We start from the raw sequence: 22,700 nt of genomic DNA, 5'->3' as shown, positions 1-22,700 counted from the left end.
GTTAGCAAGAGTGCGCCGCCCACCACCGCCGGATTGCGCCGTCCAGCCGCAGTTCAGTGCCGGATCTTCGCCACATGGTCTTGGAAGCTCATCAGATATCTGCCATAGTGACGTCCGTGGCGGAGAGCACAGCGACGAACAGCCAGGACGGCGACGGCCGGTCCGAGCCGTTGACCGATCGAGCGGTCCGGCATCTCGAGGACCTGATCTTCGCCGGCGAGGTGCAGCCCGGCGCGACCCTGCCGTCGGAGGCGGAGCTCGCGGGTCAGCTGGGCATCAGCCGGCTGACCGTGCGCGAGGCCGTGCGCAACCTCAGCGCCCGCGGTCTGCTGGAGATCAGACAGGGCCGCCGCCCCACCGTCGCGTTCCCCAACGCGGCGCCCGTCAGCGGGTTCTTCACCGCCGCGCTGCGCCGCGACCCCCGCACGCTGCTCGACCTCCTCGAGGTCCGCATGGCCATCGAGGTGCACGCCGCGCTGCTGGCCGCCACCAACGCCAGCCGCACCGACGTCACCGCGCTGGAGCTGAGCCTCGAGAGCATGTACCGGGCCGAGGACGAGGAGGCGCTGAACCTCGCCGACGTCAGGTTCCACGCGGCCGTCGCGGCCGCCAGCGGCAACCAGATGCTCAGCTTCCTGGTCGAGGGCATGGAAGAGCCGCTGCACAGCAGCCGGCTGAAGAGCCTGCGCGGCTACCTCGTGCGCGGCAAGGCCATCGACGACCTCCTCGCCGAGCACCGCGCCATCCTCGAGGCCGTCCGCGCCCGCGACCCCGAGGCGGCCGCCGCGGCCATGCGCTCACACCTCGTCCACACCCGGCACGACCTGCGCACCGCGCTGTCGCGGCCGCCCGACCTGGCCCCCAACGACCAGCAGGAGCACGCGTGAAGATCAGTGAAGTCCGCACCACCGTCGTCGGAACGCCCTGGCGTGAGCTGACGTTCGTCGAGGTCATCACCGACGACGGCCGCGTCGGGCTGGGCGAGGCACGCATGCTCAACAAGACCGACACGCTGCTGGCCTGCATCGCCGAGCTGTCCCGGCGCTACGTCATCGGGTCCGACCCGTTCGACGTCGAGAAGCTGGCCTGGCAGCTGACGTGGGAGGAGTACGGCCGCGTCGGCGAGGTCACCGCCACCGCGCTGGCGACGCTCGACATGGCGTACCACGACCTCATGGGTCAGGCGCTCGGCGTGCCCGTGCACAAGCTGCTCGGCGGCACCATGCGCTCGCGGGTCCCGGCCTACGCCAACGGCTGGTACCAGGGCGGACGTGACCCCGAGGAGATCGCCGCCCTGGCGCGCGCCGTCGTCGAGCGTGGGTACCGCGGGCTGAAGATCGACCCCTTCGGCGCGGCCACGGCCGAGCTGTCGCCGTCCGAGCTGCGCCGGGCCGTCGCCATCGTCGGCGCCGTCCGCGACGCCGTCGGGCCCGACGTCGCGCTGATGATCGAGATGCACGGACGGTTCACCGCGGCCACCGCGGCCCGGGTCGCCGCGGCGCTGACGCCGCTCGATCCCGCGTGGCTGGAAGAGCCGGTCCCGCCGCACGACATCGCCGGGCTGCGTCAGGTCCGTGCCGCCACGACGGCGCCCATCGCGACCGGCGAGCGGGTGCACAGCGTGCCCGAGTTCCGCGAGCTGATCACCGGCGGGCTGGTCGACGTCATCCAGGCCGACCTCACCCACATCGGCGGCTTCACCGGGCTGCGCAAACTGGCCGGCTGGGCCGAGGCGTACAACCTGCAACTGGCGCCGCACAACGTCTGCGGACCGGTCGGCACCGCCGCGAACGTGCACTTCGCGGCCGCCGCTCCCGGACTCAAGGTGCTCGAGCACTTCAACGACTTCGCCGACCCGTGGGTGGCCGGCCTGGTGAGCGGGGCCCCGGTGGTCGACGCGTCCGACGGTGCGTTCGCGCTGCCGACGGCGCCCGGCCTCGGCGTCCGGCTCGACCACGACGCATGCGCCGAGCACCCGCGCACCCACGTCCACTTCAACCTCATGCGCGAGGGCTGGGAGCGGCGCGACTCGCTGTCGGCGGTGTCGTCGTGACGGGGGTGCCCTCGCCGGCGGCGCTGCTGACCCGGGCCGGCGTGCCGGGGTCGGACGCGTACGACCTGCCGGCGTCGGCGCTGCGGTTCCCCGACGGCGCCGAGTACCGCGTCGAGATCCCCAGCGTCGAGAGCCCGGCCTGCCTCGACGCGGTCCTGGCGGTGGCGCGAGACCTCGACGTGCCGGTGACCCGGATCTCCCAAGGCACCGGCGTCGGGCTGCTGACCGGCTCGGAGCTGGACCAGCTGGCCTCGACGGCCGCCGCTGCCGCCGTCGAGGTCAGCCTGTTCGCCCGGCCGTGCGCGGCGTGGGGGACGTCGGCCATGGCGCGTGCCGTGGCGGGTGCGGTCGTCGCGCCGACCGCGTACGGGCAGGACCAGGTGGCCGCCGTCGTCGACGAGATCGTGCGGGCCGCCGAGCACGGCTTCCGCAGCGTGCTCATCGCCGACCTCGGCGTGCTGTCGGTGTTCGGGCGGCTGCGCGAGTCCGGCGATCTGCCCGCGGACATGCAGGCGAAGACGTCGGTCATGCTGCCCGCGTCGAACGCCGCCTCCGCCCGCGTGCTGGAGGACCTCGGCGCGAACACGATCAACGTGCCGACCGACCTGACGCTGCCGCAGTTGGCCGCCATCCGCGCCGCCGTCTCCGTGCCCCTGGACGTCTACGTCGAGGCGCCCGACAACGTCGGCGGATTCGTCCGGCACCACGAGATCGGCCGCATCATCTCCGTCGCCGCGCCCGTGCACGTGAAGTTCGGGCTGCGCAACGCGCCCGACGTGTACCCGTCGGGGACGCATCTCGAGGCCACGACGGTCGCGCTGAGCCGTGAACGGGTGCGCCGGGCGCGGCTCGGGCTGGACCTCCTGGCCCGGCACCGTCCGGACGCGGCCGCGGCGGCGTCGGCGCCGGGTGCGGCCGGGTTGGCGATTCCGGTGCCGCGCTGATCACACGGCGGCCGCGGCTCGGTCGGCTCGCGTGGCGAGGACACGCACCGCCGCGCGCAACTCGTCCGGCCCATGGACGGTGAACGGGCAGCCGAGCGTGACCAGGCGGCCCGCCAGCCACTCCATCGAATCGTCGCGCCGGGCGTCGAGCCGGCTGCGGTCCTCCCCCAGCGCGACGATTTCGCCGGGTGGGTCGCCGAGCCGCCCGGCGACGGCGCTCACCGGCGCCTCGAACGTGACGACGACGTGCAGTTCGGGGGTGCCCCAGTCGGTGCGCCGCCCGGCCACATACCCCGCCGCGTCCTCGGCCGGCAGTGTGCGCTGCTCGCGCACCCGTACCCCGGTCGGCTGGACCTGGCCGATCCGGTCCACGCGGAACGTCCGCCAGCCGTCGCGCCCCGAACCGCCACCCTGACCTGCGTCGCCCTGACCTGCCGTGGCGTGAGCTGCGGCGGGGTGAGCAGCGCGAACGCGGGTGTCAGAGCCCGCCCGTAGGGTGGGATGGCCCTCCCGGCCGGGCGGGGTGCGCACTCCGGTCGACACCGATTCGGCGGACGCTCGGTCGACGTCCCAGGCGACGAGGTACCAGCGGCGGCCCGAGGGCACCAGGGCGAGCGGCTCCACCAGCCGGCTCGTGCCGGTGCCGTCCCCGGACGTGTAGCGGAACCGCACCCGCTCGCGGTTCGCGGCGCCCGCGGCCAGCGCCGTCAGCACCTCCGGATCGACCACCGGGCCGTCCGCCCCCACCGGCAGCGTCGCCGCCCCGATGGTCCGCACCCGATGCCGCAGCCGCGACGGCAGCACCTGCTCCAGCTTCCCCAGCGCCCGCACCGACGCCTCCTCGATGCCGGCGACGGCGGACCCGGCGGCGGCGCGCAGTCCCACCGCGATCGCCACTGCCTCCTCGTCGTCGAGCAGCAACGGCGGCAGCGCGGCGCCGGCGACCAGCCGGTAACCGCCCGCCGCGCCGAGGGTCGCCTCGACCGGGTAGCCGAGGTCGCGCAGCCGGTCGACGTCGCGGCGGACGGTGCGCGGGGTGACGCCCAGGCGCTGGGCCAGCTCGCTGCCGGGCCACTCGCGCGGCGTCTGCAACAGCGACAGCAGCGCGAGCAGCCGGCCAGGGGTGTCGCTCATGAGAACCAGGATGCCGCAGAACTAGGACGAGAACAGACCTAGATGCCTCATAGCGTCGGATGCCATGACGACCTTTCGCATCGACATCCCGCAGAACGACCTCAACGACCTGCACGAGCGGCTGGCCCGCACCCGCTGGACGCCGCAACTGCCCGGCGAGGGGTTGGACCGCGGCGTGCCTGCCGACTGGCTGCGCGACGTCGCCGAGTACTGGCGCACCGGCTACGACTGGCGCGAGCGCGAGGCCCGGCTCAACGCGTTCCCGCAGTTCGTCGACGAGATCGACGGGCTGGACCTGCACTACCTGCACGTCCGTTCGCCGGAGCCCGACGCGCTGCCGCTGATCCTCACGCACGGCTGGCCGAACTCGTTCGTCGAGTTCGCGCGCACGATCCCGCTCCTCGCGCAGACGTTCCACGTGGTGGTGCCCTCCGTGCCCGGCTTCGGCTTCTCCGCGGCCCCGCGCACGACCGGGTTCGGCATCCCGGACGTGGCCAGCAGGTTCGCGACGCTCATGCAGCGGCTCGGCTACGACCGCTACGGGACGCAGGGCGGCGACCTCGGCGCCTACGTCGCGCCGGAGCTGGCCCGGCAGCACCCCGACCGCGTCGTCGGCGTGCACATCGACGGCGGCTTCGGCTTCCCGACGGAGGACGACGTGCCCGGCATGACGGCGGACGAGCGGGCCGAGTGGGACCTCATGCAGCAGTGGATGTCCGGCGGCGTCGACCACCACGCGCTGCTGCGGGCCGCGCCGCAGACGTTCGGCGCCGGCTGGCACGACTCACCGGTGGCGCTGCTGGCCTGGCACGCGCACAAGTTCCAGGAGTTCTCCATGTCAGACCAGCCGCTGCTCGACGTCATCGACCGCGACGCGTTCCTGGACAACGTCAGCGTCTACTGGTTCACGAAGACCGCGGCGACCTCGTCGTGGCCGATGTACGAAGGGCTGGGCGACGGCGCCCGGTTCGCGTGGCCGCGCGGCCAGAAGGCGGTGCCGTCGGGCGTCTACGGCGGCGGCTCGGCGCTGATGCGGCGGCTGGCCGAGCGGGACAACACGATCGCGCACTGGCCCGAGGGCAATCCGGGCAGCCACCACTTCATCGCGATGGAGCAGCCGGCGGGGCACGTCGCCGACATCGCGGCGTTCTTCGCCAAGGTCCGGGATTCTCAGCGACTCTGACTACCCTCGGAGCATGCGCCCCTACTCGCCCCGGCCCGGCGGTGTCGTCCTCGGTCTGCTGATGTTCGTGGCCGGCGCCCTCGGCACCTGGGCGAGTTGGCGGTGGTTCGTCGACACCGCGGTCGGGCAGCGCATCGACCAGGTCGCGTTCCGCGGCTCCGGCATCGGCCGGTCCACGCTGTGGTCGGGCGCCGAGCGGGTGCTCGACGTCGTGTCGGTGCCGTTCGTCGTGGTCGTGCTCGGGGCCGTCGCGCTGATCGCGCTCGTGCGGCAGCGCTGGCTGCTGGCGTTGCAGGTCATCGTGCTGGTCGGCGGCGCCAACCTCACCACGCAGGTGCTCAAGCACGTCGTGCTGGACCGTCCGCGGCTGGCCGGCGACACCGGCCCGCTGGGCAACTCGCTGCCCAGTGGGCACACCACGGTCGCCGCCAGCGTGGCGGCCGCGCTCGTGCTGGTAGTGCCGCGACGGGCCCGGCCCGCGGTCGCGGTCCTCGGCGCCGGGTACGCCGCCGTCACCGGCATCTCGACCATGGTCGGCGGCTGGCACCGGCCGTCCGACGTCGTCGCCGCCATCACCGTCGTGCTGGCATGGGCCGGACTGACGACGGTGCTCACCGCGGTCAGCAGCCCCGAGCGGATGCCGTCGCCGCCGCCCGGCAACACCCCGACGGCGGTCGTCACCGGCCTGTTCGCGGTCGTGGCCGGCGTCACCGGCGTCATGGCCGTCTCGGCGCTGCAGCGCACCCGCGACGTCCTGAACACCGCCGGCGCCGTCACCGAGCGCTCCGACCTCGCGACGGCGTACGTCGGCGCCGCGCTCGGCGTGGTGGCCGTGACGGCGCTCGCCTACGCCGCGATCCTGGTCGCGCACCAGGTCGCCAGCCGCCCCGCGCAGCCCGCCCGGACGTCGTCCGCCCGATCGGTCTCGGCGGGCGTCTCTTAGGCGTTCGGTACTGTCACGGCAGCGTGCCGGAGGAGGGGGAACAGGTGTTCAACGCTGCCCGCCGAACTGATGGTCAAGAGTTGACATAGTCTTCCAAAGAGGGCTACACAACGGACCCCAAGAGCGGCAGACTGACGGAATGACCTCTCGTACACCGGCCGCGAGGCCTGTTTTTCCTTCGAGTCCGTTCCGCCCCACCGCTCCTCCCCCCGTCCAGAAGTTCTCCATCGATGACCTGCTCACTCACGACCGTCACGGTCTTGGCCGCGTCGTCAGCGTTCCCGGCGACCACGAGGTTCACGTCGATTTCGGCACCGCTGTACGCCGCATCGCCCTGCCGAACCCGAAGGTCACCCGGCTCTGAGCCGTCGCCTTTTCGCACATAGCCACAAATCTCATCGAAACGTCTCGGCATCCGGCCGCCCGGCGGCGGGTTTGTGTCAACATCCGCCATGCCGGCCGGCCGGAGCGGGACGCCCGCCTTGGCGGCGGTGGATGTCGTCAGGGGTAGGCTGCGAGGGGGGCGGAGACGGCATCCACCGCTGCCCAGGCGGCCCACTCGTTCACTGACGCCGCAGGCTGGTCAGCCGATCCGGGTTCCGGAACGCCAGGAGCCGCACCACCTGGCCGTCGCGCGTCTCGATGACGCCCGCCACGTCCAGCCGGCCGTCCAGCCAGCCGACGACGCCCGGCTCGCCGTTCAACTCCGCGTACTCGAACCGGTAGCCGGCCATCTCGCCGCGGGCCACCAGACCCCGCAGGAACCGGGCGACCTTGTCCGCACCCAGGACCGGACGACGAGCCGCGCGGACCTTCCCGTCGGTGTCGTTGATCATGACGACGTCGGGCGCCAGCACCTCCATCAGCTCGGCCAGGTTCCCCTCGGCCGTGGCGCGCAGGAACCGCTCGGTGACCGCGCGCCGCTGCTCCGGGTCGGTGTCGAACCGCGGCCGGCGCGCCTGGACGTGCTCGCGGGCCCGGTGCGCGACCTGCCGCACCGACGCCTCGCTGCGGTCCAGCGCCGTCGCGATCTCCGCGTGCGCGAACCCGAACACCTCGCGCAGCACGAACACCGCCCGCTCGACCGGCGTCAGCGTCTCCAGGACCACGAGCATCGCCATCGACACGTCCTCGGCCAGTTCGACGCCGCCGGCCGCGTCGGGGCCGGTCACCAACGGCTCGGGCAACCACGGCCCGACGTAGGTCTCGCGCCGCGTGCGCAGCGTGCGCATCCGGTTCAGCGCCAGCCGGGTCGCGATGCGCACGAGGTACGCCTTCGGCTCGACCACGTCGGACCGGTCGTCGGCGGACCACCGCAGCCAGGTGTCCTGCACGACGTCCTCGGCGTCGGCGACGCTGCCGAGCAGTTCGTACGCGACGGTGAACAGCAGCCCGCGGTGCCGCTGGAACGGATCGTCGGTCATGGCGCCGGCACCTCGCAGCGCTCCGCGAACCCTTGGCCGGTCAGCCCGAGCGCGGCGTTGCTGCGGTTGCGCAGGTTCTCCAGCCCGACGGTGGCCGTCAGCTCGACCAGTTCGGCCTCGCTGAGGTCGGCGCGCAGCTCCGCCACCATCTCGTCGGTCACCTCCGGCGGCGTGGCGGTCATGGCCTCGGCGTAGGCCATCACCCGGCGTTCCAGCGCAGTGTAGAGGTCGCTGTCGCGCCACTGGCCGACCGCACGCAGCTTCGCGGGGTCGACGCCGGCGTGGTGGCTCTCCCAGTAGCCGAAGTCCAGGCACCACGCGCAGCCGGTGCGCGTCGACGTCGCCAGCAGGGCCAGCGCGCGGAGGTCGCGGTCCAGCGTCCGCCACTTCCCCGCGCCCGCCTCGAGCAGGCTCATCGTCCTGAGCACACGGGGGTGGTGCGCGGACGCGGCCACCGGGGCGAGCACGACACCGTAACGGCGGCGCAGGACGCGGCGGACCAGCCGGTAGCCGAGGGTGGGCTTCGGGTCGAGGGAGATGCGTGCCATGCCCACACAGACACCCGCCGCGACGCGGATGTGACACCGCTGTGGCAGAGTCGCGCGTGATGTCGTTCACCTACCCCGAGGTCGGCGCCACCCGCGACGGCGGGCCGCTGCCGTCCGGCTACCACCATGCGCGCGTCCGCGAACGCGTCGGCCACGGCCGGGCCGCCTTCACCGCCGTCGTCGAGGGCGTCCTGACGTTCGGCCTGCACCGCGGCTCCGGCCTGCGGGTGGAGTCGTCCGAGCCGCGCGCCGCCCAGGGCGTGCGGGTCACCAGCACGATGGCCGGGCTGCTGCGCATCCCCTGCGAAGTGGTCTGGGTGCTCGACGAGAACCGCCGCGGCGGGTTCGGCTACGGCACGCTGCCCGGCCACCCCGCGCGCGGCGAGGAGTCCTTCGTCGCCGAGCTCGACGACCACGACGACGTCTGGTTCACGGTGACGGCGTTCAGCCGGCCGGGCGCGTGGTACGCCCGGCTGGGCGGGCCGCTCACCCGCGCCGCCCAGGCCGTCGCCACCCGCCGCTATGTGACGTCCGCCCGCCGCCTGGCTGCCTCGGCGTCAGACGGCTGACCAGCGGCGACGAAACGGGCAACCGGTGCGCGGTTAGCCCGGAAGTTAGCCCTACCCGTTTCCGGGTGGTCGCGGCGCCCATCCTCGAATGACATCCGAGCCCGAGGAGGGCACCATGACAACCATGCTGGAGCAGCGCCGTGCGCATGACGCCTGGACGGTGGACGACCTCGACCAGTTCGAGGAGAACGACGGCAACCGCTACGAGCTCGTCGACGGGATCCTGGTCGTGAGCCCGTCGCCCCGGCCGACGCATCAGTGGATCAGCCGTGGTCTGTTCCGGGCGCTCGATCGTGCGTGTCCGGCCGAGCTGGAGGTGTTCTACGCGCCGCTGGACTGGCAGCCGAACCAGCGCAACTCGCTGCAGCCGGACCTCCTGGTGGTGGCCAGGAAGGACGTCGGCGACGGGCCGCTCACGAAGCCGCTGCGACTGGCGGTCGAGATCCTGTCGCCGAGCAGCCGCCTCTACGACACCAAGGTCAAGTTCGCCAAGTACGCCGAGGGCGGCGTCGCGTCCTACTGGATCGTCGACCCCGAGGGCGGGCCGTCGATCGTCGCCTACGGGCTCGTCGACGGCGAGTACGTGGAGGTGGCCCGGGGCAGCGGCGACGACGAGGTGCGGCTGACACAGCCGTACCCGGTGACGGTCGTACCGTCGGCCCTCGTCGGGTAGGGCGTCCGCGCTGGTCGGGCCTGTCCGTACGGCGAGATGATCAGCCGGTGAACGCGACGTGGACCTCGACGATCCGTCCGGTATGGTGTAGGTAATCGAAGTGAGATCGTGCCGTCACCGGCACGGGCTCGCCCTTCCGGCGGTCGACCACCGGACCGAAGGGTCCAACGACGCCGGGCTGCCGCTCGGGGTCCCAGACCAGTTCACACGGGTCCATTCGACGAGTGCCGTGGAGTCCGACCGCCGGCGGGGGCAAGCAAAGCCGCCGACCCATCGGCCCATGGCAGCGTTCGGGTACCGGTTGCGGCCCCGGCTCGCTGCGGAGGCCGGGGTCGCAACCTCCGATCCGTCGGGCATTCTCGTGCGCATGCCCGAACGTGTGCTCACCGTCCCGCCCGAGCGGCTCGAGACCTGGCTGGCCGGCTTCGCCCGGCGCCACGGCGCCACCACCCACCGGGCCGGGCCCGTCGCCGTCGTGGTGCAGGCGGCGGACGGAGCCGTGGCGAGCTGCGCGGTCCCGTTCCCGCCGCTGCGGCCGGACGACACCGCGCCGTACGGCGGGCTGCCGGCGCACGCGCGGCTCGACCGCCGGGTCGGGGTGCTGCTGGTCCGCCGCGGCGGCTACGCGGCCGGCGTCTTCGCGGGCGCCACGCTGGTGACGTCGAAGGTGGGGTCGCGGCACGTGCAGGGACGGACGGCGGCCGGCGGGCAGTCGCAGCAGCGGTTCGCCCGCCGCCGCGAGAAACAGGCCCGCGAGGCGTTCGAGGCCGCCGCCGACGTCGCGGCCCGGGTGCTGCTGCCGCACGCGGCCGAACTGGACGCCGTCGTCACCGGGGGCGACCGTGCCGCCGTCGACCACGTGCTCGCCGACCGCCGGCTGACGGCGCTCGCACACCTGCGCGAGCGGTCCGCGGGGCTGCCGCACCTCGCCGTCCCCGACCCGAAGCGGGTCGTCCTGGAGGCGACGCCGGCCACATTCCGGGCGATCCGGATCACCCTCATGGAGCCGGACATCACACCGTGATCAGGCCGACACCACCGAGTCCGGACCGTCGGTGGTCGCGTCCGAGGGGCAGGCGTAGGTTAGCAAGGGACAGGTCCCGGGCCTGACGATGTCGTCGAGAGGAAGCTCAGAAGCCATGGCCGACTATTCTCTGCCGGATCTCCCCTACGACTACGGTGCGCTCGAACCGCACATCGCCGGTCAGATCATGGAGCTCCACCACTCCAAGCATCACCAGGCGTACGTCGCCGGCACGAACACCGCTCTCGAACAGCTCGAGGAGGCGCGTGCCACGAACAAGCTCGGCACCGTCAACCAGCTGCAGAAGAACCTGGCGTTCAACCTCGCCGGCCACGTCAACCACACCGTGTTCTGGAACAACCTGTCGCCCGAGGGCGGCGACCGGCCCGACGGTTACCTCGGTGCCGCGGTCGACGAGTTCTTCGGCTCCTTCGACGGCTTCCGCGCGCACTACACGGCGGCCGCGCTGGGCATCCAGGGCTCCGGCTGGTCCATCCTGGCGTGGGAGAGCCTGGGCCAGCGGCTGGTCATCGAGCAGCTCTACGACCACCAGGGCAACCTCGCCGCCGGCACCGTCCCGCTGCTCATGCTCGACATGTGGGAGCACGCGTTCTACCTGCAGTACAAGAACGTGAAGCCCGACTACGTGGCGGCGTTCTGGAACATCGTCAACTGGCCGGACGTCGCCGCGCGGTTCGAGGCGGCCCGGTCGAAGACGTCGGGGCTGCTCACGCCCTGATCCGCTCGTGAGGGCGCCGGCAGCCGGCCGGCGCCCTCGACCGTCCGGAGGCCAGCGTGTTCAAACCGCCGCCGCAGCCGAGTCGACGCGGCACCGCCGTCCGCATCGCCGTCGTCGCGCTGTGTGCCGGCTACGCGTCGGTGCTCGCCGGACTCCTGCTCGGCCGCTGACCCCGGCCGCCTGTGCGCGGCCTCACATCCGGCGCCGTCACGCCCGCGGACCCCGGCTCGGTCGTCTTGGTGACACGTTTCATCGGCACCGAGAGGAACGAGCATGACGCAACGTCTGAGCTTCCCGGCCACGGCACCCGCGGGCTACCGCGCCGTCTACGGCCTGTCCGAGTACGTCAAGGCCAACGTCGAGCATCGGCTCATGTGGCTGATCGAGCTGCGTGCCTCGATCATCAACGGCTGCACGTTCTGCGTCGACATGCACAGCCGTGACGCGCTGGCCGACGGCGAGGACGCCCGGCGGCTGTTCGCCGTCGGCGCCTGGGAGGACGCGCCGTTCTTCGACGAGCGGGAGCGGGCGGCGCTGGCCCTCACCGACGCCGTCACCCGGCTGGCCGACGACGGCGGCGTGTCCGACGAGGTGTGGGACACGGCCGCGAAGCACTTCTCCGAGAAGGAGCTGGCCGACATCCTGGTGACGATCGCGGCGATCAACGTGTGGAACCGCATCAACGTCCCCACCAAGACCCCACCGCCTTCCACCCCCTGAGCGGCGGCGTGCGGAACGAGCACGGCGACCACGGCTGGCCAGCGGGTGGAGGGGGATGCCAGCAGGGGTAGGCTCGGGCGTCCGAGCGAGGAACGAGCGAGGCGGGCGGGGCTGGCATCCCCCTCCACCCGCGGAACCACTAGCGTCGACGACATGTTCGCCTCGCTCGCCCGCCGCGCGCTGTACGCCCTCGCCACCAGCACAGAGGTCGAGTCGGTGGTCCGCGCGATCCCGCCGGCCCAGGATCTCGCCTACAACGCGGCCCGCCGCTACGTCGCCGGGACGACGCTGGACGAGGCGCTCGAGACCGTGCGCCGGCTGACCGGTGACGGCCTGGGGGTCAGCCTCGACCTGTTCGGCGAGGGCGCCGCCGACGAGGAGTCGCTGGCGGAAACCGTGCGCGGCTACCGTGCGGCGGCCGCGGCGCTGGCCGAGGTGGGCGGCGACGTGTACCTGGAGATCGTGCCGTCACACCTGGGGCTGGACCTCGGGCCGGACGTCTGCCGCCGGCACGTGGAGCAGCTGCTGGACGTCCTCCCGGCCGGCTCGCGGCTGGAGATCAGCGCCGAGGAGAGCCACCGCACGCCGCACATCATGGACCTCACGGTGGCGCTGGCCGAGGCGGGCGCGCCGGTGCTGGCGACCGTCCAGGCGAACCTGCGCCGCAGTCCCGGCGACGTCGACCGGCTGGTTGCCGCCGGGGTGCCGGTGCGGCTGGTCAAGGGCGCGTACCTCGAGTCCGCCGACGTCGCGCACGCGTGGGGCGAGCCTGCGACCGTCGCGTTCGTCCGGCTGGCCCATCAGCTGCACGCAGCCGGTTCGGCGCCGGTGCTGGCGACGCACGACCGGGTGCTGCGCGAGGCGCTGCTGGAGGCGATTCCCGGCGCGGGGGTCGAGCTGCTGCTGGGCGTCCGCGAGGACGACGCCCGCGAGCTGGCCGCCCGCGGCGTCCCCGTCCGCGTCTACGCGCCGTACGGCGACAGCTGGTTCCGCTACTGGATGCGCCGGGTGGCCGAGGCGCAGGGCGCCTGACTTCACGCCGGCTGCAGGGTGCGGGTCTCGAACAACCGGTCCGCCACCCGCTGACCGTCGCGCACGAACGCGACGAGGTAGTCGCGCAGCTCGCGGACGAACTCGGCGACGGCGTCGGGGCCGAAGCCGGCGATGCCGGCCAGCGCGACGACGTCGGCGGTCTCGGCGTCGATGACGGCGTCGGTCATGCGCTCCGGGTCCTGGCCGCAGGCGATCGTCAGGCTGCGGATGGTCTCGCCGCGCTCGAGGGCGGCCTCGAGGGCCGCGGGGGTGACGCCGAGGAGGTGTGCCGCCGTCGGGATCGCGTACATGGCCGTCTCCATCTGTGGGGTTCGCGTGGGTTCGTGCTCGACATACTTCCGGGCGAACCTGAGAAGATCCGGAGACCGTCCTGAGAAACGGGTATGAGTCGGCGACTCCCGGGTACATGCTGGTCCTTGACGAGCGGACCCACCGAAGGAGCGGCGCCGATGCTCGACGAGGCCAGCACCCGCACCATCGACGACGCCCTGCTCACCCGCATCGACGCGTGGTGGCGGGCGGCCAACTACCTCTCCGTCGGGCAGATCTACCTGCTGGACAACCCGTTGCTGCGCGAGCCGCTGCGGGCCGAGCACGTGAAGCCGCGGCTGCTCGGTCACTGGGGCACGTCGCCCGGCCAGAACTTCCTGTACGCGCACCTCAACCGCGCGATCGTGCAGCGCGACCTCGACATGATCTACCTGTCCGGGCCGGGACACGGCGGCCCGTCGCTGGTGTCGGCGGCCTGGCTCGACGGCACCTACAGCGAGGTCTACTCCAACGTCGGCGACGACGAGGAGGGCCTGCGCGAGCTGTTCCGCCAGTTCTCCTTCCCCGGCGGCATCCCCAGCCACGTGGCGCCCGAGACGCCCGGCTCGATCCACGAGGGCGGCGAGCTCGGCTACGTGCTGTCGCACGCCTACGGCGCCGCGTTCGACAACCCCGGGCTGATCGTCGCGGCCTGCGTCGGCGACGGCGAGGCCGAGACCGGCCCGCTGGCCACGGCCTGGCACAGCAACAAGTTCCTCAACCCGGGCACCGACGGCGCGGTGCTGCCGATCCTGCACCTCAACGGCTACAAGATCGCCAACCCGACGGTGCTGGCCCGCATCCCGAAACGGGAGCTGGAGTACCTGATGGTCGGCAACGGCTACACGCCGTACTGGTTCGAGGCCGGCTTCGACGACGAGGACCACCTGTCGATCCATCGCCGGTTCGCCCAACTGCTCGACCACGCGCTGGACCAGATCGCGAGTGCGCAGCGCGACTACCGGGCCGGCGAGTACGACCACCGGCCGGACTGGCCGATGATCATCTTCAAGACGCCGAAGGGCTGGACCGGCCCGCGCGAGGTCGACGGCCACCTGGTCGAGAACACCTACCGCGCGCACCAGGTGCCGATGAGCGCCGTCCGCGGCAACGAGGAGTACACCCGGCTGCTGGAGCAGTGGATGCGCTCGTACCGGCCCGAGGAGCTGTTCGACGACGACGGCCGGCTCCGCGCCGACCTGCGCGAGCTGTCGCCGTCCGGGCCGCGGCGCATGAGCGCGAACCCGCACGCGAACGGCGGCGTGCTCACCCGCGACCTGCGGCTGCCCGACTTCCGTGACCACGGCGTCGACGTGCCGGTGCCGGGCGGCGCCGTCGCCGAGCCGACCCGCGTGCTGGGCGAGTGGCTGGCCGGCGTCATCCGCGAGAACCCGTCGAACTTCCTCATCATGGGGCCCGACGAGACGGCGTCGAACCGGCTCTCGGCGGCGGTCTCCGTGTCCGGCAAGCGCTGGCTGGGCGAGACGCTGCCGACGGACGACTCGCTGTCGCCCGACGGCCGGGTGCTGGAGATGCTGTCCGAGCACCAGTGCCAGGGCTGGCTCGAGGGCTACCTGCTGACCGGCCGGCACGGGCTGTTCAACTGCTACGAGGCGTTCATCCACATCATCGACGCGATGTTCAACCAGCACGCGAAGTGGCTGAAGGTGACCCGCGAGATCCCGTGGCGGGCGCCCATCCCGTCGTTGAACTACCTGCTGTCGTCGCACGTGTGGCGGCAGGACCACAACGGCTTCTCGCACCAGGACCCCGGCTTCATCGACCACGTGGTGAACAAGAAGGCCGACGTCATCCGGGTGTATCTGCCGCCGGACGCGAACACGCTGCTGTCCACGTACGACCACTGCCTGCGCAGCCGCGACTACGTCAACGTCGTCGTCGCCGGCAAGCAGCCCGGCCCGCAGTGGCTGACCATGGACGAGGCGGTCGCCCACTGCACCCGCGGCATCGGCATCTGGGAGTGGGCCAGCACCGACGGCGGCGAGGGCGAGCCCGACGTCGTCCTGGCCTGCGCCGGCGACGTCCCCACCGTCGAGACGCTGGCCGCCGTCGACCTCATGCGCCGGCACCTGCCGCAGCTGCGGGTGCGGGTCATCAACGTCGTCGACCTCATGCGGCTGCAGGACGAGGGCGAGCACCCGCACGGGCTGAGCGACCGCGAGTTCGACGCGCTGTTCACCACCGACAAACCGGTCGTGTTCGCGTACCACGGCTACCCGTGGCTGATCCACCGGCTGACCTACCGGCGCACCAACCACGACAACATCCACGTCCGCGGCTACAAGGAGGAGGGCACCACCACCACGCCGTTCGACATGGTGATGCTCAACGACCTCGACCGCTACCACCTGGTCATGGACGTCATCGACCGCGTGCCGGGGCTGGCCGCCGAGCAGGCCGTGCTGCGGCAGCGGATGGCCGACGCCCGGCTGCGGGCCCGGCAGTACACCCGCGAGCACGGCACCGACATCCCCGAGGTGGCCGAGTGGGCCTGGCCCGACGCGCGCGCCCGCGGGCTGCCGGCGCGCACGGGCGAGGACACCGCCGCCGACTTCGAGGCGGCGCCCGGGCCGGTTCAGGGCGAACGCACGGACGGCTGACGGCGCCCGGTTGTCGGTGCGGCGGGGCAGAATGCCGCCATGGCGATGACCGTCAGGGCGCTCAACCGCGCCACGCTGGCCCGGCAGCTGCTGCTGGAGCGCGCGTCGCTCGACGTCGTCGACGCCGTCGGGCGGCTGGTCGCGCTGCAGGCGCAGCACCCGGCGTCGCCGTACGTGGCGTTGTGGAACCGGCTCGACGGCTTCGACCCGGCCGATCTCGACGCCGCGTTCGCCGAGCGGGCGCTGGTGAAGGCGACGCTGATGCGCATCACGCTGCACGCCGTGCCCGCCGCCGACTACCCGCGCTGGCAGCAGGCCATGCAGCCGACGCTGCGGGCGTCGCGGCTCAACGACCCGCGGTTCCGGGTCACCGGGCTGGGCCACGCCGGCGCCGAGGCCGCCATCCCCGACCTGCTGGAGTTCCTGGCCACGCCGCGCAGCGGACCGGAGTGCGAGGCGTGGCTCACCGAGCGGCATGGCGCGCCGATGAAGGGGCTGTGGTGGGCATTGCGGCAGTTCGGGCCGGTCCAGCACGCGCCCACCGGCGCGCCGTGGTCGTTCGGCGTCCGCCCGGCCTACGTCGCGGCCGCCGACCCGCCGGCCATCGCCGACGACGACACCGCGGCGGCGGCGCTGGCCGCCCTGTTCCGCCGCTACGTCGCCGCGTTCGGCCCGGTGACCATGCCCGACTTCGCCCAGTTCGCCCTGCTGCGCCGCCCGCAGTCCCGGGCCGCCGTCGACGCCGTCGCCGACGAGCTGTCGCGGTTCGAGGGCCCGGACGGCTCGGTGCTCTGCGACCTGCCCGGCGCGCCGCGTCCGGACGAGGACGTGCCGGCGCCGCCGCGGCTGCTGGCCATGTGGGACAGCGTGCTGCTCGTGCACGCCGACCGCGGCCGCGTCATCCCGCCCGAGTACCGCAAGCTGATCACCCGCAGCAACGGCGACACCCTGCCCACGCTGCTGGTCGACGGCTTCGTCGCGGGCGTGTGGCGGCCGGTCGACGACGGCATCGAGGCCACCGCGTTCCGGCCGCTCACCGACGCCGAGTGGGACGGCCTGGCGAAGGAGGCGGCGGCGCTGTCGGCGCTGCTGGCCGAGCGCGATCCCACCGTGTACCGCCGCTACGACCGCTGGTGGGCCGGGCTGCCGGCGGCCGAGGTCCGGGTCCTCCCCCGCTGATGTGACCGGAACCACCATCCCAGCCGCCGAGTTCCTCGTATTACAAGCAGTACCCGCACTGCATGGAGGTCGACCGGATGTCTCTGCTCACCCGCCGCCGCGTGGTCATCGGCGTCGGCTCGCTGGCGGCCCTCGTGCTGATCGTCATCGGCGGCACCTACCTCTACATCAACGTCATCAGCGGCGACGCGCCCGAACCGCTGGCGCTGGAGACGTCGCCGCCGCCCGCCACCGGTGGCGACGCCGGCCTCGACGGCGCGTGGACGGTGGCCGGCGGGTCCGAGGCCGGCTACCGCGTCGACGAGGTGCTCAACGGCCAGGACAACACCGTCGTCGGCCGCACCAGCGACGTCACCGGCCAGCTCACGGTGGCCGGCGACGAGGCGACGGCGGGCGAGGTCACCGTCGACATGACCACGGTGACGACCGACAGCGGCAGCCGCGACGGCCAGTTCCGCGGCCCGATCATGCAGACCGACCAGTTCCCGACGTCGACGTTCACACTGACGTCCCCGGTGCCGCTGACCGGCCTCGACTCCGGCGGCCCGATCAGCGTCACCGCGACCGGCGACCTGACGGTGCGCGACGTCACCCACTCGATCGAGATCCAGCTCGACGTGCAGCGCTCCGGCGACGGCGTGCAGGTGGCGGGCTCCGGCGAGATCCAGTTCTCCGACTTCGACGTGAGCCCGCCCGACCTCGGCTTCGTCAAGGTCGAGGACCACGGCACGGTGGAGTTCCTGCTGACGCTCAGCCGCGGCTGACGCGGACGCCGTCAGCGCGGCGGCGCCGGCGGCTCCGGCTCGGCCGGCGGCTCGTCCCCTGTCGGGGGCGCCGGCGGCCCGGCCTCCGGCAGCGGCGTCGTCGGCTGCACCGGCCCCGGGCCGGGCGGCGGCGGGACCGCACCCACCGTCGCCTCCTCGGCCGGCGGGGCCTGGTTGCGGTTGCGGGACAGGAAGAACAGCAGCCCGGCGAGGCCCAGCACCACGGCCACGACGACGAACCAGATCCACACCGGGATGCTGTCGCCGCCACCGCCGCCGGAGTCGGCGGACCGGGCGTTGATCTCGTTGGGCTCGCCCGCGACCGGGGTCCACGTGACGGTGGTGCCGTCGAGCTCGCCGTTGTGCTCGGTGACCTCGCCCGGGAAGGTGATGGCGACCCGCAGCTCCATCGAGTCCATCATCCCGCTGAGGTCGCCGAACGGCATCTCCTCGCCGTCGAACTCCTCCGCCATGGCCTCGGGGTCCATGTCGGTGAGGTCGAGGTTGCCCCCGACGACGATCTCGTCGCCCTCGTGCGTGATGCTGAACGTCCCGTTCTGGTCGAACTCCGTCAGGGGGACGTCGTCGAAGACGTAGCGCTGGCCGACGAAGTCGTCGTCCTCGTAGTCCTCGGCCCGGGTGCCCTCGGGGAGGTCGTCGATCTCGCCGCTGAGCAGGTCGTCGGGGTCTTCGCCCATCGACTCGGCCATCGCGGACACGTCGCGGCTGACGGCGAACACCATCTCGCCGTCGACGGTGTCGTCGGAGGACACGTCGAGCTGCATATCGATCTTGAAGCACCCCGTGAGCAGCAGCGCCGAGGCCACCACCGCGAGGGCGCGCACAGGTCGCGTTCGGTTCATGGCCCGCAGCCTGGCACAACGATCCGGCTACCGTGAAGGGGTGCGCATCGTGTCCTTGCTCCCGTCCACCACCGAGATCCTGTTCGCGCTCGGCGCCGGCGACAACGTCGTGGGCGTGACATTCGAGTGCGACCACCCGCCCGAGGCCCGGTCCCGGCGCATCGTCTCGACCAGCACGCTGCCCGAGGGCATCGGCCCGGCCGAGATCGACCGGCTGGTGGCGCAGCGCATGGCCGCGGGCGAAGACCTCTACCACCTCGACGAGGGCGCGCTGGCCGGGCTCGATGCCGACCTCGTCGTCACCCAGGACCTGTGCGCCGTGTGCGCCGTCGACGTCACCGAGGTCCGCGACGCCCTGGCGCACCTGCGCTGCACCGCCGACGTGCTCACCATCGACCCGCAGGACCTCGGCGAGGTGCTCGAGTCGGTCCGGCGCATCGGCACGGCAGTCGGCGCGCGGGCACGGGCCGACGAACTGGTCCGCGAGCTGACGGGGCGGCTCGACGTCGTCCGGTCGAAGGTCGCGGACCTGCCGGCGGTGCCCGCCCTGGTCCTGGAGTGGACCGACCCGCCGTTCGCGCCCGGCCACTGGGTCCCGGACATGGTGACGGCGGCGGGCGGCCGACCGGTGCTGGGCAGGTCCGGCGAACGCTCGTACCGCATCACGCCCGACGACGTCGCCGGCTGCCAGGCCGACGTCGTGGTGTGCGCGCCGTGCGGCTACGGCCTGGACGAGTCCGCGCGGCTGGCCGCCGAGCTGGTCGAGGCGGGCGGGCTGCCCGGCGGCCCGGTCTGGGCGGTCGACGCCAACGCCTCGTTCGCCCGCCCCGGACCCCGCCTCGTCGACGGCGTCGAGGCGCTGGCGGCCATCCTGCACCCCGGTGCCGCGGGCGAGCCCGACCCGGCGCTGGCCCGGCGCATCGCCTGACGCGAGGTCAGGCGGCGGCGCGCAGGAGGTCCAGAGCCTGGTCGGCGTGCTTCTCCATGGCCAGCTCGCTGCGGATGACGCCCAGTACGCGGGCGTCGGCGCCGATGACGAACGTCTGGCGCTTCACTGGGAGCGCACCCAGCCGCCGCTTGACGCCGAACTGGGCGGCGACGGTGCGCTCGGGGTCGCTGAGCAGCGGGAACCCGAGGTCGTGGCCGGCGTCGAAGGCCTGCTGCTTCTCGACGGTGTCGGCGCTGATGCCGACCGGCTGGGCGCCGGCGGCGGCGAACTCGGCGGCGAGGTCGCGGAAGTGGCAGGCCTCGGCCGTGCAGCCGCGGCTCATCGCGGCCGGGTAGAAGAACAGCACCACGGGACCGGCGGCCAGCAGCTCGCTGAGCCGGCGCGGCGTGCCGGACTGGTCGGGGAGGACGAAGTCGTGGACGGGATCACCGGCATCCATGCCGTCATCCTGCCACCGCGGGTGATCAGCCCGTGAGCGCGGCCGCGATCAGCAGGACGGCCGACGCCGCGAGCACGGCGATGCTCGCGACCGCCGGCGCCGCCGCCACCTCGCCGGACGGCTCGAAGCGGCGCGCCTCCCAGCGCTGCCGCACCGCCAGCAGGGCCGGCGCCGGACGCCGTCCGGCCAGGGCGACGGCGTCGCGTTCGAGCACACCGCCGGGCGTCACGTGGCGGTCGTAGAGCGCGGACATGGACGCCGGGCCCGGCGCCGCGGCGGCGCGGCAGACGACGTCGCCGGCGCGCAGCCGCAGCGACCAGCCGAAGCTCGCGTCGTCGAGGGCGGACCAGCCGATGCGCACGTTCCGCAGCGGGTTGCGGACGGTGACCGCGGCGTCGTCGATGACCACCGCCGGTCGCCAGCAGACCGCCCAGAGCAGCCCGCTCGCCGCCGCCGCGAACAGCAGCCCCGCACCGCCCGCGGGCCGCGTCGCCACCAGCCAGCCGAGCACGGCGGCCCAGCCGGCGACGGCCACCGCGCGGCCGAGCGCGTGCCGGAGCACCACGGGGTTCGTCACGGCTCGATCATGGCACATGACCTGGTGCAACCGTTCTGACCGACCGATGCGTCATCCTCTATGTGCGTTGGCGATACAGGACGGTGGTGCGAGTGCGGCTGCGGGCGAGTGTGGCATTCCTCCTCGTGCTGCTCACCGGCTGCGCCGGCACGGCCGGCACCGCCGACGGCCCGTCCGGCACGAAGACCGGCGCGGTGCCCACCGCCACCCGCGTCTGCGACCTGCTCGACCCCGACGAGGTGCGCTCGATCTACGCCGGCATGCGCATCAGCCTGACGGACTATGCGGGCCCGGTCGGCGACCCGTCGTTCGACAGCTGCCAGATCACCATCGACCACGGCACCACCACCAGCTCGCTGATCCCGTTCCAGCTGCAGGTCTCCATCGACCCCGTCACGCCCGCCGACCACCAGGAACTGCTGGACCGGTACGTCGCCGAAGGCCTGGGCGCCAGCACGCCGGTCCCCGGCCTGGGCGAGGCGGCGCACTTCGTGGGCGCCGGGTCTCTTCAGGTCTACGCCGACGGCAAGGTGTTGCGGGTCCAGGGCGGCGGCGACGACAACGCCATCAGGCTGGCCGAACTGGTGCTGCCCCGGCTGGCGGAACTGGCGCCGGCGCCCGAGGTGGGCACCGTGCCCGCCTGCGACGCCGTCACCGCGCAGGCCGAGGCGCTGCTGGGCGCTCCGGCCGAGGAACGCCGCGACCGCCAGACGGTCGACGAGCTGCGCTGCGAGTGGTCGGCGGGGCGCGACGTCGTGTCGGCGACGGTCCGCGGCTACGGCGACGAGGTGGGCCGCATGTGGGCGGCCGAGCGGCCGGGGGCCGAGACGCTCCACATCGGCGGCCTGCACGACAACGGCGTGTACCTCCCCGTCGGCGGCGTCTACTACTGGATGGGCGACCAGCAGGTCGGCATCTACGTCCGGCACCGGCCGCACGACACCGAGGACGACCGCGACCTCCTCGTCGGGCTGGCCGACGCGTTCGCGCCGACGCTGCTGGAGATCGCGCCCCGGGTCGCCCCGCCCGCGGCGGGCCACTAGGCCGAGGCGGCCCGATGCCGGCTCGGGCGGGTGCCGTAGACCCGGGTGAACGCGACGCTGAGCGCGTAGGCGTTGGCGTAACCGACCCGATGGGCGATGGCCTCGACGGTGGCGTCGGTGTCGCGCAGCAGGTCGGCCGCGAGGCACATGCGCCAGTCCGTCAGGTAGGCCATCGGCGCCTGCCCGACGAGGCCGGTGAACCTGCGGGCGAACGCGGCCCGCGACGCGCCCGCCTTCGCCGCCAGCTCGGCCACCGTCCACGGGTGGGCGGGATCGTCGTGGATGAGCCGCAGCGCCGTGCCGACCACCGCGTCGCCGTGTGCGCGGTACCACGTCGGCGCGCAGGAGTCCGGACGGTCCAGCCACTCGCGCAGCGTCGAGATGAGCAGCAGGTCCAGCAGGCGGTCGAGCATGACCTGCTGGCCCGGTTTGTCGTCGGCCAGCTCGGCCACGATCATGTCCATCGCCGGGCAGGGGCACGCGGGCACCACCAGCAGCGGCGGCAGCGCGCTCAGAATGCGGTCGGGCACCGTGCCCTGCACCTGGTAGGTGCTCTTGAGCAGCACCGACGTGTCGCCGTCGGTGTCGAGGCGGCACATGTCGAGGTCGTCGTCGACCGGGGCGCCGCCGGGTGTGGTGCACCGGTCGGCCTCGTGCACCACGACCCGCGGCGGGGTGTCCCGGCGGTCGCTGACGGTGTACGGCCGCGCACCGACGACCAGGGCGACGTCCAGCGTCTCGAGGCGCACCGGCTCGGCGTCGTCGAGGGTGATCCAGCCGCCCCCGCTCAGCGGCGTCACCAGCGTCAGCGGCGCGCCCTCGACGAATCGCAGCGACCACGGCGCCGTCATGGCCGACCGGCTGAACACCACACCGTGCGGCCGGAGCCGGCCGAGCAGACTCGAGAGCGCGTCCTCCATGGCGCCCAGCGTAGACGCTCAGACATCCA

At 73.1% G+C, this 22,700-nt stretch carries 25 protein-coding genes; 17 read left to right on the top strand and 8 right to left on the bottom strand.

Features of this window, described 5'->3' with window-relative positions; all coding sequences use genetic code 11:
- The first annotated feature begins 116 nt into the window (after positions 1–116).
- From BLV02_RS24145 to BLV02_RS24135, 3 genes are read left to right on the top strand one after another with little or no spacing between them, the layout of a single operon-like run.
- Positions 117–887, top strand: coding sequence for a FadR/GntR family transcriptional regulator (locus BLV02_RS24145; RefSeq protein ID WP_171906630.1), 771 nt, complete (start codon positions 117–119; stop codon positions 885–887).
- Positions 884–2,053, top strand: a complete 1,170-nt coding sequence (locus BLV02_RS24140; protein WP_069109256.1) for a mandelate racemase/muconate lactonizing enzyme family protein — start codon at positions 884–886, stop codon at positions 2,051–2,053. Before BLV02_RS24145 ends, BLV02_RS24140 begins: the two co-directional genes overlap by 4 nt.
- Entirely contained in the window at positions 2,050–2,997 is a 948-nt protein-coding gene (locus BLV02_RS24135) for a U32 family peptidase (protein WP_216093971.1), read from the top strand. Before BLV02_RS24140 ends, BLV02_RS24135 begins: the two co-directional genes overlap by 4 nt.
- Here BLV02_RS24135 and BLV02_RS24130 read toward each other — a convergent pair whose 3' ends face one another.
- Complete coding sequence (locus BLV02_RS24130) at positions 2,998–4,131, bottom strand: helix-turn-helix transcriptional regulator (protein WP_069109258.1); 1,134 nt, start codon at positions 4,129–4,131, stop codon at positions 2,998–3,000.
- 64 nt (positions 4,132–4,195) lie between these two features.
- Between BLV02_RS24130 and BLV02_RS24125 the strand changes: the two genes are divergently transcribed.
- The 3 genes from BLV02_RS24125 (at position 4,196) to BLV02_RS24115 (ending at position 6,621) form a co-directional block, all read left to right on the top strand.
- Positions 4,196–5,314: an epoxide hydrolase family protein gene (locus BLV02_RS24125; RefSeq protein ID WP_069109259.1), complete on the top strand. Its 1,119-nt coding sequence runs from the start codon at positions 4,196–4,198 to the stop codon at positions 5,312–5,314.
- Positions 5,315–5,327: 13 nt separating this feature from the next.
- Positions 5,328–6,257: a phosphatase PAP2 family protein gene (locus BLV02_RS24120; RefSeq protein ID WP_069109260.1), complete on the top strand. Its 930-nt coding sequence runs from the start codon at positions 5,328–5,330 to the stop codon at positions 6,255–6,257.
- Between the two features lie 139 nt (positions 6,258–6,396).
- Positions 6,397–6,621 carry a hypothetical protein gene (locus tag BLV02_RS24115; RefSeq protein ID WP_074946637.1) on the top strand — a complete coding sequence of 75 codons (225 nt, stop codon included), beginning with the start codon at positions 6,397–6,399 and terminating at the stop codon, positions 6,619–6,621.
- A 199-nt stretch (positions 6,622–6,820) separates the two neighbouring features.
- Here BLV02_RS24115 and BLV02_RS24110 read toward each other — a convergent pair whose 3' ends face one another.
- Together BLV02_RS24110 and BLV02_RS24105 are read right to left on the bottom strand one after the other, a co-directional pair.
- Positions 6,821–7,681, bottom strand: coding sequence for an RNA polymerase sigma-70 factor (locus BLV02_RS24110; RefSeq protein WP_069109261.1), 861 nt, complete (start codon positions 7,679–7,681; stop codon positions 6,821–6,823).
- Positions 7,678–8,229 (bottom strand): carboxymuconolactone decarboxylase family protein, encoded by a 552-nt coding sequence (locus BLV02_RS24105; protein ID WP_069109262.1) that lies wholly within the window; start codon positions 8,227–8,229, stop codon positions 7,678–7,680. Before BLV02_RS24105 ends, BLV02_RS24110 begins: the two co-directional genes overlap by 4 nt.
- A gap of 59 nt (positions 8,230–8,288) precedes the next feature.
- Between BLV02_RS24105 and BLV02_RS24100 the strand changes: the two genes are divergently transcribed.
- From BLV02_RS24100 to BLV02_RS24075, 6 genes are all read left to right on the top strand, one after another.
- Positions 8,289–8,798, top strand: a complete 510-nt coding sequence (locus tag BLV02_RS24100) for a DUF1990 domain-containing protein (RefSeq protein ID WP_069109263.1) — start codon at positions 8,289–8,291, stop codon at positions 8,796–8,798.
- 115 nt (positions 8,799–8,913) lie between these two features.
- On the top strand, positions 8,914–9,471 hold the full coding sequence (locus BLV02_RS24095) for a Uma2 family endonuclease (RefSeq protein WP_069109603.1): 558 nt from the start codon (positions 8,914–8,916) through the stop codon (positions 9,469–9,471).
- A 367-nt stretch (positions 9,472–9,838) separates the two neighbouring features.
- Positions 9,839–10,495 (top strand): acVLRF1 family peptidyl-tRNA hydrolase, encoded by a 657-nt coding sequence (locus tag BLV02_RS24090; protein WP_069109604.1) that lies wholly within the window; start codon positions 9,839–9,841, stop codon positions 10,493–10,495.
- A gap of 115 nt (positions 10,496–10,610) precedes the next feature.
- Complete coding sequence (locus tag BLV02_RS24085; protein WP_069109264.1) at positions 10,611–11,234, top strand: superoxide dismutase; 624 nt, start codon at positions 10,611–10,613, stop codon at positions 11,232–11,234.
- A gap of 273 nt (positions 11,235–11,507) precedes the next feature.
- Positions 11,508–11,954, top strand: a complete 447-nt coding sequence (locus tag BLV02_RS24080; RefSeq protein ID WP_069109265.1) for a carboxymuconolactone decarboxylase family protein — start codon at positions 11,508–11,510, stop codon at positions 11,952–11,954.
- 153 nt (positions 11,955–12,107) lie between these two features.
- The gene (locus tag BLV02_RS24075; protein WP_069109266.1) at positions 12,108–12,986 is read left to right on the top strand and encodes a proline dehydrogenase family protein; all 879 of its coding nucleotides are present in this window, start codon (positions 12,108–12,110) and stop codon (positions 12,984–12,986) included.
- A gap of 2 nt (positions 12,987–12,988) precedes the next feature.
- Here the strand turns inward: BLV02_RS24075 and BLV02_RS24070 are convergent, their stop codons facing one another.
- The gene (locus BLV02_RS24070; protein ID WP_141711363.1) at positions 12,989–13,297 is read right to left on the bottom strand and encodes a hypothetical protein; all 309 of its coding nucleotides are present in this window, start codon (positions 13,295–13,297) and stop codon (positions 12,989–12,991) included.
- Between the two features lie 159 nt (positions 13,298–13,456).
- Here BLV02_RS24070 and BLV02_RS24065 point away from each other — a divergent pair, with 159 nt between their 5' ends.
- From BLV02_RS24065 to BLV02_RS24055, 3 genes are all read left to right on the top strand, one after another.
- Complete coding sequence (locus tag BLV02_RS24065; protein ID WP_141711364.1) at positions 13,457–15,937, top strand: phosphoketolase family protein; 2,481 nt, start codon at positions 13,457–13,459, stop codon at positions 15,935–15,937.
- A 39-nt stretch (positions 15,938–15,976) separates the two neighbouring features.
- Positions 15,977–17,116 (top strand): winged helix DNA-binding domain-containing protein, encoded by a 1,140-nt coding sequence (locus tag BLV02_RS24060; protein ID WP_069109268.1) that lies wholly within the window; start codon positions 15,977–15,979, stop codon positions 17,114–17,116.
- 77 nt (positions 17,117–17,193) lie between these two features.
- Entirely contained in the window at positions 17,194–17,880 is a 687-nt protein-coding gene (locus tag BLV02_RS24055; RefSeq protein WP_069109605.1) for a YceI family protein, read from the top strand.
- Positions 17,881–17,891: 11 nt separating this feature from the next.
- Here BLV02_RS24055 and BLV02_RS36720 read toward each other — a convergent pair whose 3' ends face one another.
- Complete coding sequence (locus BLV02_RS36720) at positions 17,892–18,743, bottom strand: LppM family (lipo)protein (protein ID WP_171906631.1); 852 nt, start codon at positions 18,741–18,743, stop codon at positions 17,892–17,894.
- Between the two features lie 40 nt (positions 18,744–18,783).
- Here BLV02_RS36720 and BLV02_RS24045 point away from each other — a divergent pair, with 40 nt between their 5' ends.
- Positions 18,784–19,671, top strand: coding sequence for an ABC transporter substrate-binding protein (locus BLV02_RS24045; RefSeq protein WP_069109270.1), 888 nt, complete (start codon positions 18,784–18,786; stop codon positions 19,669–19,671).
- A 7-nt stretch (positions 19,672–19,678) separates the two neighbouring features.
- On the opposite strand, the gene BLV02_RS24040 is transcribed toward BLV02_RS24045, so the two are convergent.
- Together BLV02_RS24040 and BLV02_RS24035 are read right to left on the bottom strand one after the other, a co-directional pair.
- Entirely contained in the window at positions 19,679–20,131 is a 453-nt protein-coding gene (locus BLV02_RS24040) for a peroxiredoxin (RefSeq protein ID WP_069109271.1), read from the bottom strand.
- A gap of 25 nt (positions 20,132–20,156) precedes the next feature.
- Positions 20,157–20,708, bottom strand: coding sequence for a PH domain-containing protein (locus BLV02_RS24035; protein ID WP_069109272.1), 552 nt, complete (start codon positions 20,706–20,708; stop codon positions 20,157–20,159).
- 92 nt (positions 20,709–20,800) lie between these two features.
- Between BLV02_RS24035 and BLV02_RS24030 the strand changes: the two genes are divergently transcribed.
- The gene (locus BLV02_RS24030; RefSeq protein ID WP_069109273.1) at positions 20,801–21,751 is read left to right on the top strand and encodes a hypothetical protein; all 951 of its coding nucleotides are present in this window, start codon (positions 20,801–20,803) and stop codon (positions 21,749–21,751) included.
- Here the strand turns inward: BLV02_RS24030 and BLV02_RS24025 are convergent.
- Positions 21,748–22,671 carry an AraC family transcriptional regulator gene (locus BLV02_RS24025; RefSeq protein WP_069109274.1) on the bottom strand — a complete coding sequence of 308 codons (924 nt, stop codon included), beginning with the start codon at positions 22,669–22,671 and terminating at the stop codon, positions 21,748–21,750. The two genes, BLV02_RS24030 and BLV02_RS24025, sit on opposite strands and share 4 nt — an antisense overlap.
- Between the last annotated feature and the right edge of the window lie 29 nt (positions 22,672–22,700).

The organism is Jiangella alba (genome assembly GCF_900106035.1).
Lineage (GTDB): Bacteria > Actinomycetota > Actinomycetes > Jiangellales > Jiangellaceae > Jiangella > Jiangella alba.
Note: the sequence above shows the minus strand (reverse complement) of the source record. Positions and strands in the feature narration are given on the sequence as shown.

Excerpts from the sequence above, each read along its gene's own strand:
- BLV02_RS24120 (WP_069109260.1), top strand. The coding sequence starts at position 5,328 with ATGCGCCCCTACTCGCCCCGGCCCGGCGGTGTCGTCCTCGGTCTGCTG.
- BLV02_RS24130 (WP_069109258.1), bottom strand. The coding sequence starts at position 4,131 with ATGAGCGACACCCCTGGCCGGCTGCTCGCGCTGCTGTCGCTGTTGCAG.
- BLV02_RS24105 (WP_069109262.1), bottom strand. The coding sequence starts at position 8,229 with ATGGCACGCATCTCCCTCGACCCGAAGCCCACCCTCGGCTACCGGCTG.
- BLV02_RS24085 (WP_069109264.1), top strand. The coding sequence starts at position 10,611 with ATGGCCGACTATTCTCTGCCGGATCTCCCCTACGACTACGGTGCGCTC.
- BLV02_RS24055 (WP_069109605.1), top strand. The coding sequence starts at position 17,194 with ATGTCTCTGCTCACCCGCCGCCGCGTGGTCATCGGCGTCGGCTCGCTG.
- BLV02_RS24025 (WP_069109274.1), bottom strand. The coding sequence starts at position 22,671 with ATGGAGGACGCGCTCTCGAGTCTGCTCGGCCGGCTCCGGCCGCACGGT.
- BLV02_RS24115 (WP_074946637.1), top strand. The coding sequence starts at position 6,397 with ATGACCTCTCGTACACCGGCCGCGAGGCCTGTTTTTCCTTCGAGTCCG.
- BLV02_RS24090 (WP_069109604.1), top strand. The coding sequence starts at position 9,839 with ATGCCCGAACGTGTGCTCACCGTCCCGCCCGAGCGGCTCGAGACCTGG.
- BLV02_RS24125 (WP_069109259.1), top strand. The coding sequence starts at position 4,196 with ATGACGACCTTTCGCATCGACATCCCGCAGAACGACCTCAACGACCTG.
- BLV02_RS24095 (WP_069109603.1), top strand. The coding sequence starts at position 8,914 with ATGACAACCATGCTGGAGCAGCGCCGTGCGCATGACGCCTGGACGGTG.
- BLV02_RS24040 (WP_069109271.1), bottom strand. The coding sequence starts at position 20,131 with ATGGATGCCGGTGATCCCGTCCACGACTTCGTCCTCCCCGACCAGTCC.
- BLV02_RS24065 (WP_141711364.1), top strand. The coding sequence starts at position 13,457 with ATGCTCGACGAGGCCAGCACCCGCACCATCGACGACGCCCTGCTCACC.
- BLV02_RS24060 (WP_069109268.1), top strand. The coding sequence starts at position 15,977 with ATGGCGATGACCGTCAGGGCGCTCAACCGCGCCACGCTGGCCCGGCAG.
- BLV02_RS36720 (WP_171906631.1), bottom strand. The coding sequence starts at position 18,743 with ATGAACCGAACGCGACCTGTGCGCGCCCTCGCGGTGGTGGCCTCGGCG.
- BLV02_RS24080 (WP_069109265.1), top strand. The coding sequence starts at position 11,508 with ATGACGCAACGTCTGAGCTTCCCGGCCACGGCACCCGCGGGCTACCGC.
- BLV02_RS24110 (WP_069109261.1), bottom strand. The coding sequence starts at position 7,681 with ATGACCGACGATCCGTTCCAGCGGCACCGCGGGCTGCTGTTCACCGTC.
- BLV02_RS24075 (WP_069109266.1), top strand. The coding sequence starts at position 12,108 with ATGTTCGCCTCGCTCGCCCGCCGCGCGCTGTACGCCCTCGCCACCAGC.
- BLV02_RS24100 (WP_069109263.1), top strand. The coding sequence starts at position 8,289 with ATGTCGTTCACCTACCCCGAGGTCGGCGCCACCCGCGACGGCGGGCCG.
- BLV02_RS24070 (WP_141711363.1), bottom strand. The coding sequence starts at position 13,297 with ATGTACGCGATCCCGACGGCGGCACACCTCCTCGGCGTCACCCCCGCG.